This window comes from Prochlorococcus marinus subsp. pastoris str. CCMP1986 (assembly GCF_000011465.1).
Taxonomy (GTDB): Bacteria; Cyanobacteriota; Cyanobacteriia; order PCC-6307; family Cyanobiaceae; genus Prochlorococcus_A; species Prochlorococcus_A pastoris.
Genome location: NC_005072.1, coordinates 1,596,488 through 1,611,463, shown reverse-complemented (window position 1 = coordinate 1,611,463; position 14,976 = coordinate 1,596,488). Strand labels below are relative to the sequence as shown.

Genomic DNA, 14,976 nt, shown 5'->3' with positions numbered 1-14,976 from the left:
TAAATCGTCTTTGATGACTTTTTTTGTCAAAATAATACTAAATTTAATTGATAATGTCTCTAATTCCTCTTTTACCAGTATTTCATAAGTTTAATAGGCAATTTTTTGATCAATCTTTAACAACTAATAGAGAACCTTTAGTAAAGGTTAGATGGAGCGATAATAGATTAAAGACAACTGCAGGTTTTTATAAGCGTAAACAACTTAAAGGAGTAATTGATTCTGAAATAATTTTGTCAAAGCCAATTTTAAGTAAATTATCGTGTAATGAAATTCACAGTACTTTATGTCATGAAATGATTCATGCATGGGTAGATAGGATTTTGAATATTAATGAAATACATGGACCAAATTTTTTGAGTAAAATGAATGAAATTAACAAAGCAGAAAATAATTTTCAGATAAGCATTAGACATAATTTTCCTGTTGAAAGAAAGGCATTAAAATATACAGGCAAATGTTTAAATTGTGGGGAGAAATATATGTATAGAAAAAGAATTAAAAATATTGCTTGTAAGAAATGTTGTAATTTGTTCTTTAATGGATCCTGGAATAAAAAGTGTCTAATTTTGTTTGATTGATAATTTGAAAAATGTGATTTTGTTTCTTTATTTAGAATTTCCTATTATGTTGTTGTAACTTGATATTTAAAAACAAAGATAATTTATGAATTCTCGCAGACCTAGAAACTTTAGAAATAATTTTGATAGAACAATACTTGATAAACAAGTTGATAAAATTTTTGAAACAGGCAGACAATTTGTTGATGGTGTATCAGGTTCTAGACCCGGTAAAAAAAGAAGTACTGATTTTCAAGTAATATCTCGTAGGAATGTTAAAAATGTCGGAAGATGGGTATCCGATAAAATGGATATGTTTTTTGAAGAAGAAGATGATGATTGGTCTGATCAGGAAAATAGTTATGAAGAGGCACAAGATATTAAATCTTTTTCAAGAGGATCTAAATTTATTGATGTTGAGAAACCATTTTCTAAGCGTCCTTTAGAGGCTTTATCTTTAAGGCAACCTAAAAGTATCCAGATGGACGAACAAAAGAAGTTGCCTTATGGAAAATCAAACTCTTTCGATGAATGGCCGGATGATTCAGATTTAAAAGTTGATAGATGGCAAAGATCTTCTGAAAAAATCAATGAGATTAATGTAAATCAAGATAATCCAAAAAGCGTTTCAAATAATGGAAGAAGTATTCCGAGGTCTAGACGAAGAAGAATATAGATTAGAGAAATTTTGAATTCCTGATGGACCTAACCAAGTTTCTAAAAGAGGATTGAAGACTTCGCGAATAATAGTTAGAGGTTTTTTATTACGAAAAAATCTGTAATTTCTTGACCAAAATGGGCCTTCAAAACAAAATTCCTCCTCTAACCAATTTGAATTAACTATTGAAATGCTGTCCACTTCTCTAAATAATTCTGATCTATCTTGAGTTAAGTTTTTCCAGATTGGTTCTTCTTTTGATTTTAAATTTTGACTGACTTGTTGTGAATTCCACCAACTTTCAGCCCAGGCAAGATTCTTGTTTTGATTTCTAATCCAAACTTGCCTTCTAATTAAGGGTTCTTTTAATTGATCGATTTCTCTTGGACCCTCTTTTTCAAATAGAGGATCTATCTGCATAGATATTAATCTGATTTTTGTTTCGTGATTAGTTAAAAGCTGTAAATGTCTTGTTGGACTGCCATCCCCAAGTAACATTAATTTCCATGCCCCAGATATTTTTGGTAAAGCATTTGCAACTAAAAAGGCAGTAGCTTTCTCTTCCCATAAAATTTTTGGTGATTTGAAGAGTTTATTATTCAGTGCTGTTACCAATATCTTTTATGATGATAACTTTTTTTCAGCAAAACTAGTTTTCTTTTCATTTTTTAGTTCCTTAATTTTGAGCCAAACTAGTAATGCTGTTAAATCAGCTTTACTTACACCGGGTATCTTCGATGCATCACCAAAATTAGTAGGTTTTATCTTATTTAAATTTTCACGGGCTTCTAGAGATAAAGTATCTATTTGGTCATAATTAATTTCTGATGAAAGTGATTTGAGACTTTGACGATTTATCTGATCAATATTATTTTTTTGTCTTTTAAGGTAGCCTTCGTATTTGATATCTATTTCAACTCCTTCAATTACTGATATCGGAAGAGTTTTGTCTACCAAATCATATCTTATAAAATCAGAATAGTGAAGATTGGGTCTTTTTAAAAGTTCTTTTAATGTTGTTGATCCTTTAATTTTTGATCCACTATCTAACTCTATTTTTTTAGCGATTTCATCAGTACATTTTAAACGTGTATTTTCTAATCTTGAATTTTCTTCTTTAAGTGATTTCATTTTTTTCTTATGAGCCAACCATCTTCTTTCATCTATTAAGCCTATTTCAAAACCTAAAGGAGTTAATCTCCTATCAGCATTATCTCCTCGTAAGGTAAGTCTATATTCACTTCTACTTGTGAGGACTCTATATGGTTCTTTAAGATCTCTCGTAATTAAGTCATTTATCATGGTGCCTATATAGCTGCTCTCTCTTGAAAATATTATTGGATCTTTCATATTTAGTTTTCTAGTTGCATTAATTCCTGCAACTAATCCTTGGGCAGCAGCTTCTTCATAGCCAGTTGTTCCATTGATTTGTCCAGCACTAAATAAATTTTCTATCTCAATTGTTTCTAATGATGACTTAAGTTGTGTCGCTGGGATGTATTCATATTCAACAGCATAAGCAGGCCTAAGCATTTTACATTTATTTAATCCTGGTAATGTTCTTAAAAGGTCTAATTGAATATTTTCAGGTAATCCAGTAGAGAATCCTTGTACGTATATTTCTGGTGTATTTATCCCTTCAGGCTCTAAAAAAATTTGATGTGAATTTTTGTCTGCAAATTTTACAATTTTGTCTTCGATTGAAGGGCAATATCTAGGACCTTTACTATCTATAAATCCTCCATAGATAGGAGTTAAATGCAAATTATTGCGAATTAATTCATGAGTTTTTAAAGTTGTTCTTGTTATATGACAACTTACTTGCGGCATATTGTTTTTGATTTTGGGATCAAACGAAAAATATTTATCTGAAGCTGTACTTGGTTGAATATCTAATTCATCAAAAGAAATACTCTTTTTATCAACTCTTGCAGGAGTTCCAGTTTTTAATCGCTCAGTTTTTATTCCAAGATTATGTAAGCTTTGCGTTAATCCTTGTGCCGCTTGCTCTCCAGATCTCCCTGCAGACATTGATTTATTACCTATCCAGATTCTTCCTTCCAAAAAAGTTCCTGCAGTAATTATTATTGATTTTGCATAATAGTAGGTTCCAAAAAAAGTTTTTACACCTTTGATTTTTTTAGTCTTATTCTTTAAGTTATTGGAAAAAGTTTCAGCCTCTTTTATTACTAATTCAGTAATCATAGCCTCCTTTAACGAAAGATTATCTGTGTTTTGGAGTATTTCTATCATTCGTTTAGAGTATTCTCTTTTGTCTGTTTGAGCCCTTAATGCCCAAACGGCTGGCCCCCTACTCGCATTTAAAATTCTTTTTTGGATTGCAGTTTCATCAGCTAATTGTCCAATGATTCCTCCTAAAGCATCAATCTCATGGACTAATTGACTTTTTGCTGGCCCACCTACAGCTGGATTACATGGTTGCCAAGCAATCCTATCTAAATTTATTGTAAATAACGCAGTAGAAAATCCTAATTTTGCTGTCGTAATTGCAGCTTCACAACCTGCATGTCCCCCTCCAATAACAATAATGTCAAAAGACTCATTTGGGGATTGTGGATCTTTCATTATCGTGATGATTAGTTGGCTAAGTTTCTAAATCTTGTAAATTGGGGTTCAAATAATAATTTAACAGTTCCAACAGGGCCGTTTCTGTGTTTCGTGACAATAATTTCAGTTATTCCTCTGTCTTCAGTTTCTGGATTGTAATACTCATCTCTGTAAATCATTAATACTAAGTCGGCATCTTGTTCTATAGATCCGGATTCTCTAAGGTCACTTAACATAGGTCTTTTATTTGTTCTTGATTCAACTCCTCTACTTAATTGAGATAAAGCAACTACTGGTACTTTTAACTCTCTTGCCATACTTTTGAGACCTCTAGTGATACGAGATAGCTCTTGAACTCTGTTATCAGGTGTTGTACCCTCCATTAGTTGTAAGTAGTCAATAACTATTAAACCAAGTTCTTTTTTCTGCTCAGCTATTAATCTTCTGCATAGAGACCTCATTTCTAAAACACTTAAATTAGGCTTATCATCAATAAAAATTGGCAGTTGACCTAAAGAGTTAATTCCTTCTCCAAGTAAAGGCCATTCTTCTTGTTGTAGTCTTCCGGTTCTTAATCTTCCGCTTTCTATACCTACTTCCATAGAAAGTAATCTATATGTAAGTTGTTCTTTGCTCATCTCAAGGCTAAATACACAAACTGGAAGATCCTGAGATTGAGCTACATTTTTTGCTAGGTTTAAAACCATTGAAGTTTTTCCCATTGAGGGTCTTCCTGCCACAATTATTAGATCACTCCTTTGAAAGCCTTGAGTCATTGCGTCAAGGTCATAAAAATTTACTGGAATACCAGCTACAGATGTTCCTAATGATCTGGACTCTATTTCATTAAAAGTACTTGTAAGAATTTCTGCCGCTTGGGTCAGACCTTTTGTCGGTTTTTCTTGACTAATTTCAAAAATTTTCTGTTCTGCCTTATCTAAAACTTCATTGGTTTCTTGTGTTTGATCAAATCCTAGTTGAACAACCTCATTCCCAGATCGGATGAGTTGTCTCCTTATAAATTTATCACTAATTAAATTAGCAACTTGTTCTATTGAAGCTGTTGAAGAAACATTTTCTACAAGTTCTACTAATTTAGAATTGCCTCCAATCTTTTCAAGTGATCCATTGTCAGCAAGCCATGCACTCATTGAAGTTAGATCTGTAGGTTTGCCTTGTGTATGCAACATTAACGCGGTTTTATATATCTCTTGATGAGCATTTATATAAAAGGCTTCTGGTTTAATCAAGTCTGCAATCCTTCCTATCGCATCAGGATCAAGTAAAATTCCACCTAAAACAGCTTCTTCTGCTTGAATATTTTGGGGAGGAACTAAACCAGCGTTTTCATTATTAAAGTCCTTTTTAAAATTCTTATTAGACCCATTATTTGAAAAAGGAACTGAAACCATGTACTTAAAGACTTAGATATATACTCTGACTACTTTTCCAAATAATGCAACAAAGTTATTAACTTGTTACTTCAATGTTTACTTCCGCACTTACTTCTTGATGTAGTTTTATCTTTGCAACGAAAGAACCTAAATTATGAATATCTGGGACAGTTATGTCTCTTCTATCAATATCTTTTTTCGTAGCTGCCTCTATAGCTTCAGCAACATCTCCATTTGTAACAGTTCCAAAAAGGACACCATCTTCTCCAACTTGTTTCTTGATTGTAAATCTACCAATGGTTGCTAGTGCGGTTTTAAAATCAATAGCTTCTTGTTTTACTTTCTCTGCAGCAATTTTTTCTTTTGCTCTTTTTCGTTCAATTTGTTTCAGAATTGAAGGAGTTACATTAGCTGCTTTACCAAATGGCAATAAAAAATTCCTTGCATAACCAGGCGCTACTTCTACAACATCACCATCTCTACCAAGAGTGGCAACTGATTCTGTTAAAACGACTTTTACTCTTTTAGCCATGAAAATATTTATTTATATATTTAATAATAAGACCTAGAGGGTAATTTTACTTTTTTTGCGAATCCTAATTTGGCAAGAATCTTAATATGTTCCCATGTTAAATCAATTTGGCCTCTAAATAATCCCTGTCTAGCTGAATTAGGAAATGCATGATGATTATTATGCCATCCTTCTCCAAATGTTAAAGCTGCAACCCAAGCATTATTTTTTGAACCATCGCCACTTTCAAAAGGAGCTTTTCCCCAACAATGGGTAGCTGAGTTTACTAACCAAGTAATGTGATAAACCACTACAAGTCTTAGAGGTATTCCCCATAATACTAATGCCCATCCTCCAACACCTAATTTTTGCCCTATTGCATACAAACATAAGCCAATAGGAATTTGTAAAAAGAGAAAATATTTATTAAGGAATCTATAGTATGGATCTTTAATTAAATCTGCACTTAATTTTGGCACTGCTTTTAATGCCTCAACATCTTTAAACATCCAACCCATGTGACTCCACCAAAATCCTCTCTTACTGTTGTGATGATCAACTTCTGTGTCTGAGAAAGAGTGGTGATGCCTGTGTAAACCAACCCAATCTATTGGTCCATGCTGGCAGCTGATAGCTCCACATGTAGCAAAAAATCTCTCCAACCATTTTGGGACAACAAACGATCTATGGGAAAGTAAACGATGATAACCTAAAGTGACTCCAAGACAAGCAGTTAACCAGTAAAAGAAAAATAATGCAGTTACTGCAGGCATGCTCCAAAACTGAGGTTGTAATGCCAATAAGGATAATAAATGAATGGCAATCATAAAAAAGATTGTTCCCCATGTTTTGTGTAATCTTGGAGGATATCTCTTAGAGTGACTAGATGGTTCAAGTAATTTATCCGAAAGTTCTATAACTTTTTCTGCAGGGACAGGTTTTTTTAAGTTGGCTGTTTCTTGGAAGATAACTGATTTCATAATATTGGAAAAACTATTTTCAAAAAGGCCGATATGTAATATTATCATACTATACTATTGATTATTTTAATTATCCGTGAGCTTAGGATATCGCGATAAATTATTGAAGGGTCGAAGAGCGATGGCTCATTTGATTCATCTTTGGCATGAGAGGAATGGTTGGTCTCACAGGGTTTTACCCTTGCTGTCTGAAATACTTGATTTAGGAAGAGTACATAATTCTCAGATTTCAAATCTTAGAAATGGAAAGTTATCATCGCCTGGTCCGGAAGTTTTTCTTGCATTAGCGCAGGTCAATACGATTCTTGATCAAGGGATAGAATCGATAAGGGATCAATTAGAAAAGAATCATCCAGAATTATGGAGGTCATTACAAGATTCTGCTCTTCCATTAAAAAATGATGCTGATAATCCTTTGTCAGCTGGAGAATTATTTGAAATTTTTTCTGGATTAAAACCGCTCCCATTGTCATTTGATTGGTATATAGAGGATTCTGAAGCGTCTGCGTTAAGTGATGCTCTTTCTGATCATTTTTGTCAAAATAGACCTTGGAGATCTTGTAAAACAATCATTATGGATGCGTACACAGTTTCTAAGACACTAAGAAGAGATCGTTTTGCAGAAGTGATAGCGGGAATAAAAGATTTTACAGCAGAAGAATTAGATGGTGAATTGTTAGATCTTTACGAGACCTCAAAAAAACTATCTTATTTCAATGGAGGAGGACCCAATGCTTTTCTTACATACTTAAGAGATATAGCTTCACAAAAAAAGAAAGTTTAAGAGAATGAAAAATAAAAATTATAATTTTAGCTTAGCCGAAGAAATGGTTATATCTGTGGAAGAAGGTTTAAAGGGTATTTTTAATGAAAGATCAAATCAAATCTATTACAAATTAAATAATATCTTGAAAATTTTTAAAGAAGAAAAAGTCTCAACTAGTCACTTTAATCAATCTACAGGTAGCGGACATGATGATTTATCTAGGCAAAAGATTGATGAGGTATTTGCAAAATTTTTTCTCGCAGAAAAATCAGCTGTCAGGATGCAATTTGTAAGTGGTACCCATGCTATAAGCTCCGTTCTTTTTGGTATTTTACGGCCAGGGGATTTAATGTTATCTGTAACTGGAACTCCTTACGATACATTGGAGGAAGTGATCGGTATAAGAGGAAAGGGCAAAGGTTCTTTATTAGATTTAGGAGTTGGATATCGTCAAATTAGTATGGATGAAAGAAAAAATTCCTACGAAGATAAACTAGTAGATTTTTTTAAACATAATAAATGTAAACTAGTATTTATCCAGAAAAGTTGTGGTTATAGTTGGAGAAAATCTTTAAATAATAATCAAATAAAACAAATCTGTAATCTTGTTCATTCACTTAATCCTGAGACTATTTGTTTTGTGGATAATTGTTATGGAGAACTTGTAGAAGATAGTGAACCAATTATTAATGGCGCAAATATAATCGCTGGATCGCTAATTAAAAATTTGGGTGGGACTATTGTTCCTACTGGCGGATATATTGCAGGTGATTCTGAATTAGTTGAAATGGCATGTTGTAGATTGACCGCACCAGGAATTGGTGCCGATGCAGGAATTAACTTTGGTTTCGGAAGATTAATTCTGCAGGGATTATTTTTAGCACCACAAATGGTGCACGAATCTTTAAAAGGTGCTGATTTGGTAGCTGCAGTATTTAAAAAACTAGGTTTTATTGTTTTACCGGAGCCTAAATCGTACAGATCAGACATCATTCAAGCAGTTAGATTAAATAATCCACACTTAATACAAAAAGTATGTCAGTCCTTTCAAAATTCTTCACCAATAGATTCTTTTTTAAATGTTATTCCTTCTCCAATGAGTGGTTATGATTCAAATTTATTAATGTCTGGAGGTACATTTATTGAAGGAAGTACAAGTGAATTTTCAGCTGATGCTCCTTTAAGAGATCCATTTAATATTTTTGTTCAAGGTGGTTCTCACATTGCTCACATCAAAATCGCTTTAATTCAATTAGTATTTGAATTATTAGAAGAAAATCTAATTGAAAAGGAATCTCTCATTTTTCCATAAACTTTATTATGTCTTATAAGTTTCCAAATTATCTAAGATATGCTGATACACATGAATATGTGAAGGAAGAAAATGGATTGTTTAAAATTGGTGTTAGTGAGTTTGCTATTGATCAATTAGGAGACATTGTTTTTGTTGAATTAGTCGAGAAGGGAACTAATTTACAAAAAGGAGAAACTTTTGGAACAATTGAATCTGTCAAGGCTGTTGAAGAAGTATATCTTCCTTTTTCAGGTGAAGTGATTTCTGTAAATGAAGGAGTTATTGATAATCCAGAAATTTTGCAAAATGATCCAATTGGTGATGGATGGTTGCTGATTATTAAATCAGAATCAAATGTTTTGTTAGACGAATTAATGAATTCAGATGAATATAAGTCAAAGGTTGTTCCGAATTAAAGCATATTTCTAAAAATCGGCTATTTTAAAGAAAAATAAATTAAATATGAATCCCAAAAGCAACACGGATTTATTTATAGATAGACATCTTGGATTGAATGATAATGATGAAAAAAAAATGCTTCAGAAACTTGGTTTTAACAATATAGATGAATTTATTCATCAAGTTATTCCTGAAGATATTCAGTTAAAAGAAAAATGTTCAGATGTCTTGCCAAAAGGATGCTCTGAAATTGAGGCATTGAACGAATTAGAAGAAATATCTAATAAAAATCATAAATTTAGATCTTTAATTGGACTTGGATATTATGGAACACATACCCCTAAAGTCATACAAAGGCATGTGTTAGAAAACCCCAGGTGGTATACCGCTTATACCCCTTATCAAGCTGAAATTGCTCAAGGCAGATTAGAAGCTTTGTTTAATTTTCAAACTTTAATTTGTGAATTAACCGGTTTCTCTATAGCTAATGCATCTCTTTTAGATGAGGGAACAGCTGCTTCAGAAGCAATGACAATGAGTTTTTCTTCAAGGAAAAATAAGTCCTCAAATACTTTCTTAGTAGATGAAAATGTTTTTGACCATACATTTAATGTTTTATTGACCAGAGCCAAACCATTAGGAATTAAGTTAAAACGTTTTAACCAAAAGTACTTTAATAATCATGATGATGTTTTTGGTTTATTAATCCAGCTTCCTGGTAAAAATGGAGATTTATTTGATCCAACATTTTTAATCTCCCAAGCTCATAAAGCAGAAATAGTGGTCACATCAATTATTGATCCTCTTGCGCAAGTTTTAATAAAACCAATAGCTCAATTTGGAGTTGATATAGCTGTAGGAAGTTTGCAAAGATTTGGAGTCCCAATGGGCTTTGGTGGTCCTCATGCAGCATTTTTTGCATGTACTGAAAAATATAAAAGACTTATACCAGGAAGAATCGTAGGACAAACTCTATCTAAAAATGGAGAACAATCACTGAGATTGGCATTGCAAACAAGAGAACAACATATAAGAAGAGAAAAGGCGACTAGTAATATTTGTACAGCTCAATCTTTATTAGCAATAATATCTTCTTTTTATGCCACATATCATGGGTCTTTAGGATTAACAAAAATGGCTAAGAGATTAGTTGTTTTAAGACGATATCTAGAATCTTTACTTTCTGAGTTAGGTTTAAAAATACCTCTTGGGAGTAGGTTCGATAGTTTTGATATTTACTGTGAGGAATCTGAAAAGATTCATAAAGAAGCTCTAAAAAACGGATTCAACTTTAGAATCTTACCTTTGGGTTCATCGATCGAGGAATCTAAAGGATTTGGAATTTCCCTAGATGAGCTTACTGATAAAAATGAAATCCATAAGATAGTAAATTGCGTAGCAAATGGGCTAGGAAGAAAAGAAGACTTAACGCACATTACACTTAATAATTGTTTTCAATTTGAGGGTATTCCTCTAAGAAATAAAGAATGGATGCAACAAAATGTATTTGAAAATTATCAAAGTGAGACTGATTTAATGAGGTACATTTTTAAGCTTGCTGAGAAAGATTTTTCACTGGTTGATGGAATGATTCCACTAGGAAGTTGTACGATGAAATTAAATTCTGCAGCAGAGCTTAGTCCAATTTCATGGGCTAATTTATCGTCAATTCACCCTTTCGCTCCAGCTAATCAAACAAATGGTTATTCAAAAATAATAAGCGATCTTGAGAAATGGATTAGTGACCTAATTGGCTTGAATTCAGTTTCATTTCAACCGAATGCAGGTTCTCAAGGAGAGTTTGCGGGTCTATTGGCAATTAATTCTTACTTCTCTTCAAAAGGTGATTTATTAAGAAAAAAATGCCTAATACCACAAAGTGCTCATGGAACAAATCCTGCTAGCGCAGTGATGGCAGGATTTGATGTTGTAACTATTAAATGTGATTCTGAGGGTAATATTTCTTATGAAGATTTATTAAATAAGGTCCAGGAATTTGATAATACAATTGGTGCACTAATGTTAACTTATCCCTCTACTCATGGAGTTTTTGAATTAAAAATCAGAGAAATATGTGACTTAATTCATTCAGTTGGTGCATTTGTTTATTTGGATGGAGCAAATCTTAATGCTCAGGTCGGATTATGCAGGCCTGGTGATTATGGAGTGGATGTTTGCCATTTAAATTTACATAAAACTTTTTGTATCCCTCATGGAGGTGGTGGTCCTGGAGTTGGTCCAGTTGCAACATCTGAAACTTTAAGTCCTTTCCTTCCTTCCCATTCTTTGAAAGATAATACTTTTAGTCAATTCGGTTATTCTGTATCTTCTTCACAGCATGGAAGTGCAAGCATTCTTCCAATAAGCTGGATGTACATAAAGATGGCTGGTCAAAGGGGTTTAAGAAAGGCGAGTAGTCATGCAATATTGTCAGCAAATTATATTGCTAATACATTAAAAAATAAATTTAAGATTTTATATAAAGGACAAAATAATTGTGTCGCACATGAATGTATCCTTGATTTTAGAGAGTTGAAGTCAAAAACAGGTTTAAGTGTCAATGATATAGCTAAGAGATTAATAGATTATAGCTTTCATGCTCCAACGATAAGTTGGCCAGTTCCTGAAACTATAATGATAGAGCCTACTGAAAGTGAAAGTTTGACGGAGTTAAATAGATTTTGTGAAGCTATGATCCTAATAAGCGAAGAAATTGAAGAAATTGAAAATAATATTAATCTCAGAAATAATAATTTGATTAGTAATGCTCCTCATACTATAAATGAGTTGATTGCAGATAATTGGAATTATCCTTATTCAAAAGAAAAGGCTGCATATCCGTATAAAGGTAAATTCGAACATAAATTTTGGTCTTCTGTATCAAGAATTGATAATGCCTATGGAGATAGAAATTTAATTTGTTCTTGTAATGTGAATGATAAAGATTTTTTAGATGACAAAAAATGTGCATAAAGACTAGCATTCTTTTTGTTTTTTAGTTACCGTAAAATTGAATAAAAAATTTAATATTTTCTTATAGAATTTATTTAGATTTTATTATTATTATTATTATCAAGCATCAAATTTATTTGGGGTATTTGAAGCTATGAGCAAAGATTTTAAATCTGGTAAGGTTAAGCGCTTGCCAATTAATAATTTGAATTTACCAAATTTTGTTAATAATTCCTTACGGAATAATACAAAGGTAAATACTGTTGAAGGGACTAATGTAATTAGAGTACCATTTGGAAAAAGATTTCCTAAAAAACAGAGGCCCGATAAGAATCAAAATATAGCTACTTTAATACTTCCAATCAATACATTTATTAATCCTACTCCACCCCCACATGTTGCTTAATTTATAGAAATTTAGGAAATGTTTTCAAGTGTTTCTGCATAATATTTTTGTAATTGAAGAGTAGCTTGGTTCCAGTCCCATTGTTCAGCTTCTTTCCTAGCTTCTTTTCTCATAGCTTCTTTTTTATTCTTATCTGCAAGGATTTTTTTAGTAGCCTCAATTAAACTTCTTTCTCCATTGTCTTTTTCATCTGGGTTATATAAACAACCATTTATTCCATTATTGATAATATCTGGGATACCACCTTTATTAGCCCCTATTACTGGGCATCCTGCAGCCATTGCTTCTAACAATACTAACCCAAGAGTTTCTGTGCTTGATGGGAATAAGAATATATCTCCGGATGCGTAAGCACTGGCTAGTTCTTCACCAGATAAATAACCTATGAAATTTGTGTTTGTGTTTTCAAAAATCTTTTCCAACTGCCCTCTGTAGGGACCATCTCCCACTAGAGCGAGACATGCTCCGGGTATATTATCTAATACAGGCTTAATTCTTTCAATTTGCTTTTCTGCTGATAATCTACCTACATAAATCAAAAGTGAATCCGTATTTTGATATTTTCCAAATAATTTTTCTCTCATTTTTTCGCTTCGTAATTCTGGTCTGAAGTTTTCAGTATCGACACCCCTTTGCCATAAAGCAGTCCTCTGTATTCCTTTATCTTCGAGTTCATTAACCATTGCAGTTGAGGTACAAAGGTTTAATAAGGCTTGATTATGAGCTGCTTTTAACAACTCCCATAAAAGGGGTTCTAACATTCCCATTCCGTAGTGTTCAAGATATTTTGGAAGATGTGTATGGTAACTTGCAATTAGAGGAATATTATTTGTTTTTGCTAGCCATATGCCTCCAAGTCCAAGTACAGCGGGATTAACTACATGTACTAAGTCTGGCTTGAATTCTTCTAACTTATCAGAGACTGCAGGGCCAGGTAAGCCTAATTTTAATTCAGGATATAAAGGTAGAGGCATTGCAGCAACTCCTACTATTGTTGCTCCTTTATAAGAATCAGGACATCCTTCAGGACAAAACACTATAACTTCATCACCATTTTTTGTTAAAAATTCGATGGTCTTAGTTAGTCTTGTGACTATTCCGTCAACTTTAGGTAGAAAAGTTTCAGTAAAGAATGCAATTTTCACTTTTTTAAGTTAGATATTAAAACTATTTTTAATTAGTTTTTATTGCTTTAGCCTGTTTTTTCGTCCAAGTTGAAATACAAGGAATTCTTTTTTTATCACATCTCAAAGAGTATTTTTTAGCTACTTCAACAACTTCTTCTAATAAGCCATTATCAAGAGTGGTGGGATTAAGCCCCAATTCTATGAAACATTTATTATCAACTATTAAATCATTTTCGACAGCTTCATTTCGAGGATTTGGTAAATAATTGATTTCTGCTCCAGTAAGAGAAGCAACTTTTTTAGCTAATTCTCCAACCTGGTGACTTTCTGTCATTTGATTGAAAATTTTTACTCGTTCGCCAGATTTTGGAGGATTTTCTAGAGCTAGTTGAACGCATTTTACTGAATCTTTAATATGTATAAAAGCTCTTGTCTGTCCTCCTGTTCCATGCACAGTAAGGGGATATCCGATCGCTGCTTGCATGAGAAATCTATTAAGAACTGTACCGTAATCGCCGTCATAATCGAATCTATTTGTCAATCTTGGATCTTTTAATGTTGTTTCTGTATTTGTGCCCCAAACAATGCCTTGATGTAAATCTGTGATTCTAATCAAGTCGTTTTTGTTGTAATAAAGAAATAATAATTGATCTAATGTCTTTGTCATGTGATAAACGCTGCCAGGACTGGCGGGATGAAGAATTTCTTCTTCAAAACGACTTCCATCTGGTTGAGGTACTTCAACTTTTAAATAACCTTCAGGAATTGTTGCGCCTCTATGTGATCCATATCCATATACCCCCATGGTTCCTAAATGAACAATATGAATATCTAAATTACTTTCTACAATTGCAGCAAGTAAATTATGAGTACCATTCACATTATTATCAACTGTATATCTTTTGGTAAAACTTGATTTCATTGAGTAAGGTGCAGCCCTTTGTTCAGCAAAATGTACAATTGAATCAGGTTTTTCCTCAATAAGTAAGTTTAGTAATTTTTGATATTGTTTCGAAAGATCAATATTAATAAATTTTATTGGTTTTCCACCAGTCTCTTCCCATGCAGAAAGTCTTTCATTTATGGAAGAAATTGGGGTTAACGATTCCACTTCAAGATCAATATCTATTTTTCTGCGACTTAGGTTGTCAACTATAATTACTTCATGATTTTGTTCCGCTAAATTCACCGCACAAGGCCAACCGCAAAAACCATCTCCGCCAAGAACAATTACTTTCACTCAAAACTCCAGAATTAAAATGTCATTTTATATTTATTAAATTACTACAGAGTGCTTCCAAAATGTGAAAAAAGATTGTAAAAAGTTTCAAATCTTTTCTCTTTAATTAATAAATTGGCTA

The 14,976-nt window shown here is 32.7% G+C and carries 14 protein-coding genes; 7 read left to right on the top strand and 7 right to left on the bottom strand.

Going from position 1 to position 14,976, the window contains the following annotated elements; all coding sequences use genetic code 11:
* Positions 1-53 precede the first annotated feature (53 nt).
* Together TX50_RS08960 and TX50_RS08955 are read left to right on the top strand one after the other, a co-directional pair.
* A complete protein-coding gene (locus tag TX50_RS08960) occupies positions 54-581 on the top strand; it encodes a SprT family zinc-dependent metalloprotease (RefSeq protein ID WP_036930706.1) in 528 nt (175 codons plus the stop codon).
* A gap of 85 nt (positions 582-666) precedes the next feature.
* Complete coding sequence (locus TX50_RS08955) at positions 667-1,236, top strand: hypothetical protein (RefSeq protein WP_036930704.1); 570 nt, start codon at positions 667-669, stop codon at positions 1,234-1,236.
* Here the strand turns inward: TX50_RS08955 and TX50_RS08950 are convergent.
* Genes TX50_RS08950 through TX50_RS08930 form a run of 5 tightly spaced genes read right to left on the bottom strand, consistent with a single transcriptional unit; the run spans position 1,189 to position 6,671 of the window.
* The gene (locus TX50_RS08950) at positions 1,189-1,833 is read right to left on the bottom strand and encodes a chorismate lyase (RefSeq protein ID WP_011133303.1); all 645 of its coding nucleotides are present in this window, start codon (positions 1,831-1,833) and stop codon (positions 1,189-1,191) included. The genes TX50_RS08955 and TX50_RS08950 overlap by 48 nt on opposite strands.
* Positions 1,834-1,839: 6 nt before the next feature.
* Positions 1,840-3,804 carry a tRNA uridine-5-carboxymethylaminomethyl(34) synthesis enzyme MnmG gene (gene mnmG, locus TX50_RS08945; protein WP_011133302.1) on the bottom strand — a complete coding sequence of 655 codons (1,965 nt, stop codon included), beginning with the start codon at positions 3,802-3,804 and terminating at the stop codon, positions 1,840-1,842.
* Positions 3,805-3,815: 11 nt separating this feature from the next.
* Positions 3,816-5,198, bottom strand: coding sequence for a replicative DNA helicase (gene dnaB, locus TX50_RS08940; protein ID WP_011133301.1), 1,383 nt, complete (start codon positions 5,196-5,198; stop codon positions 3,816-3,818).
* 58 nt (positions 5,199-5,256) lie between these two features.
* Positions 5,257-5,712, bottom strand: a complete 456-nt coding sequence (gene rplI, locus TX50_RS08935) for a 50S ribosomal protein L9 (protein ID WP_011133300.1) — start codon at positions 5,710-5,712, stop codon at positions 5,257-5,259.
* A gap of 20 nt (positions 5,713-5,732) precedes the next feature.
* Complete coding sequence (locus TX50_RS08930) at positions 5,733-6,671, bottom strand: acyl-CoA desaturase (RefSeq protein ID WP_036930746.1); 939 nt, start codon at positions 6,669-6,671, stop codon at positions 5,733-5,735.
* Positions 6,672-6,747: 76 nt separating this feature from the next.
* Between TX50_RS08930 and TX50_RS08925 the strand changes: the two genes are divergently transcribed.
* From TX50_RS08925 to TX50_RS08905, 5 genes are all read left to right on the top strand, one after another.
* The gene (locus TX50_RS08925; RefSeq protein WP_011133298.1) at positions 6,748-7,455 is read left to right on the top strand and encodes a hypothetical protein; all 708 of its coding nucleotides are present in this window, start codon (positions 6,748-6,750) and stop codon (positions 7,453-7,455) included.
* 4 nt (positions 7,456-7,459) lie between these two features.
* A complete protein-coding gene (locus TX50_RS08920; RefSeq protein WP_011133297.1) occupies positions 7,460-8,749 on the top strand; it encodes an aminotransferase class I/II-fold pyridoxal phosphate-dependent enzyme in 1,290 nt (429 codons plus the stop codon).
* An 8-nt stretch (positions 8,750-8,757) separates the two neighbouring features.
* Positions 8,758-9,147 carry a glycine cleavage system protein GcvH gene (gene gcvH / locus TX50_RS08915; protein WP_011133296.1) on the top strand — a complete coding sequence of 130 codons (390 nt, stop codon included), beginning with the start codon at positions 8,758-8,760 and terminating at the stop codon, positions 9,145-9,147.
* Positions 9,148-9,193: 46 nt separating this feature from the next.
* Complete coding sequence (gcvP, locus tag TX50_RS08910) at positions 9,194-12,103, top strand: aminomethyl-transferring glycine dehydrogenase (RefSeq protein WP_011133295.1); 2,910 nt, start codon at positions 9,194-9,196, stop codon at positions 12,101-12,103.
* A 133-nt stretch (positions 12,104-12,236) separates the two neighbouring features.
* Positions 12,237-12,488 (top strand): hypothetical protein, encoded by a 252-nt coding sequence (locus TX50_RS08905; RefSeq protein ID WP_011133294.1) that lies wholly within the window; start codon positions 12,237-12,239, stop codon positions 12,486-12,488.
* Between the two features lie 11 nt (positions 12,489-12,499).
* Here the strand turns inward: TX50_RS08905 and TX50_RS08900 are convergent, their stop codons facing one another.
* The gene (locus tag TX50_RS08900) at positions 12,500-13,633 is read right to left on the bottom strand and encodes a glycosyltransferase family 4 protein (RefSeq protein ID WP_011133293.1); all 1,134 of its coding nucleotides are present in this window, start codon (positions 13,631-13,633) and stop codon (positions 12,500-12,502) included.
* A gap of 28 nt (positions 13,634-13,661) precedes the next feature.
* A complete protein-coding gene (locus tag TX50_RS08895; protein ID WP_011133292.1) occupies positions 13,662-14,855 on the bottom strand; it encodes an NAD-dependent epimerase/dehydratase family protein in 1,194 nt (397 codons plus the stop codon).
* Positions 14,856-14,976 lie beyond the last annotated feature (121 nt).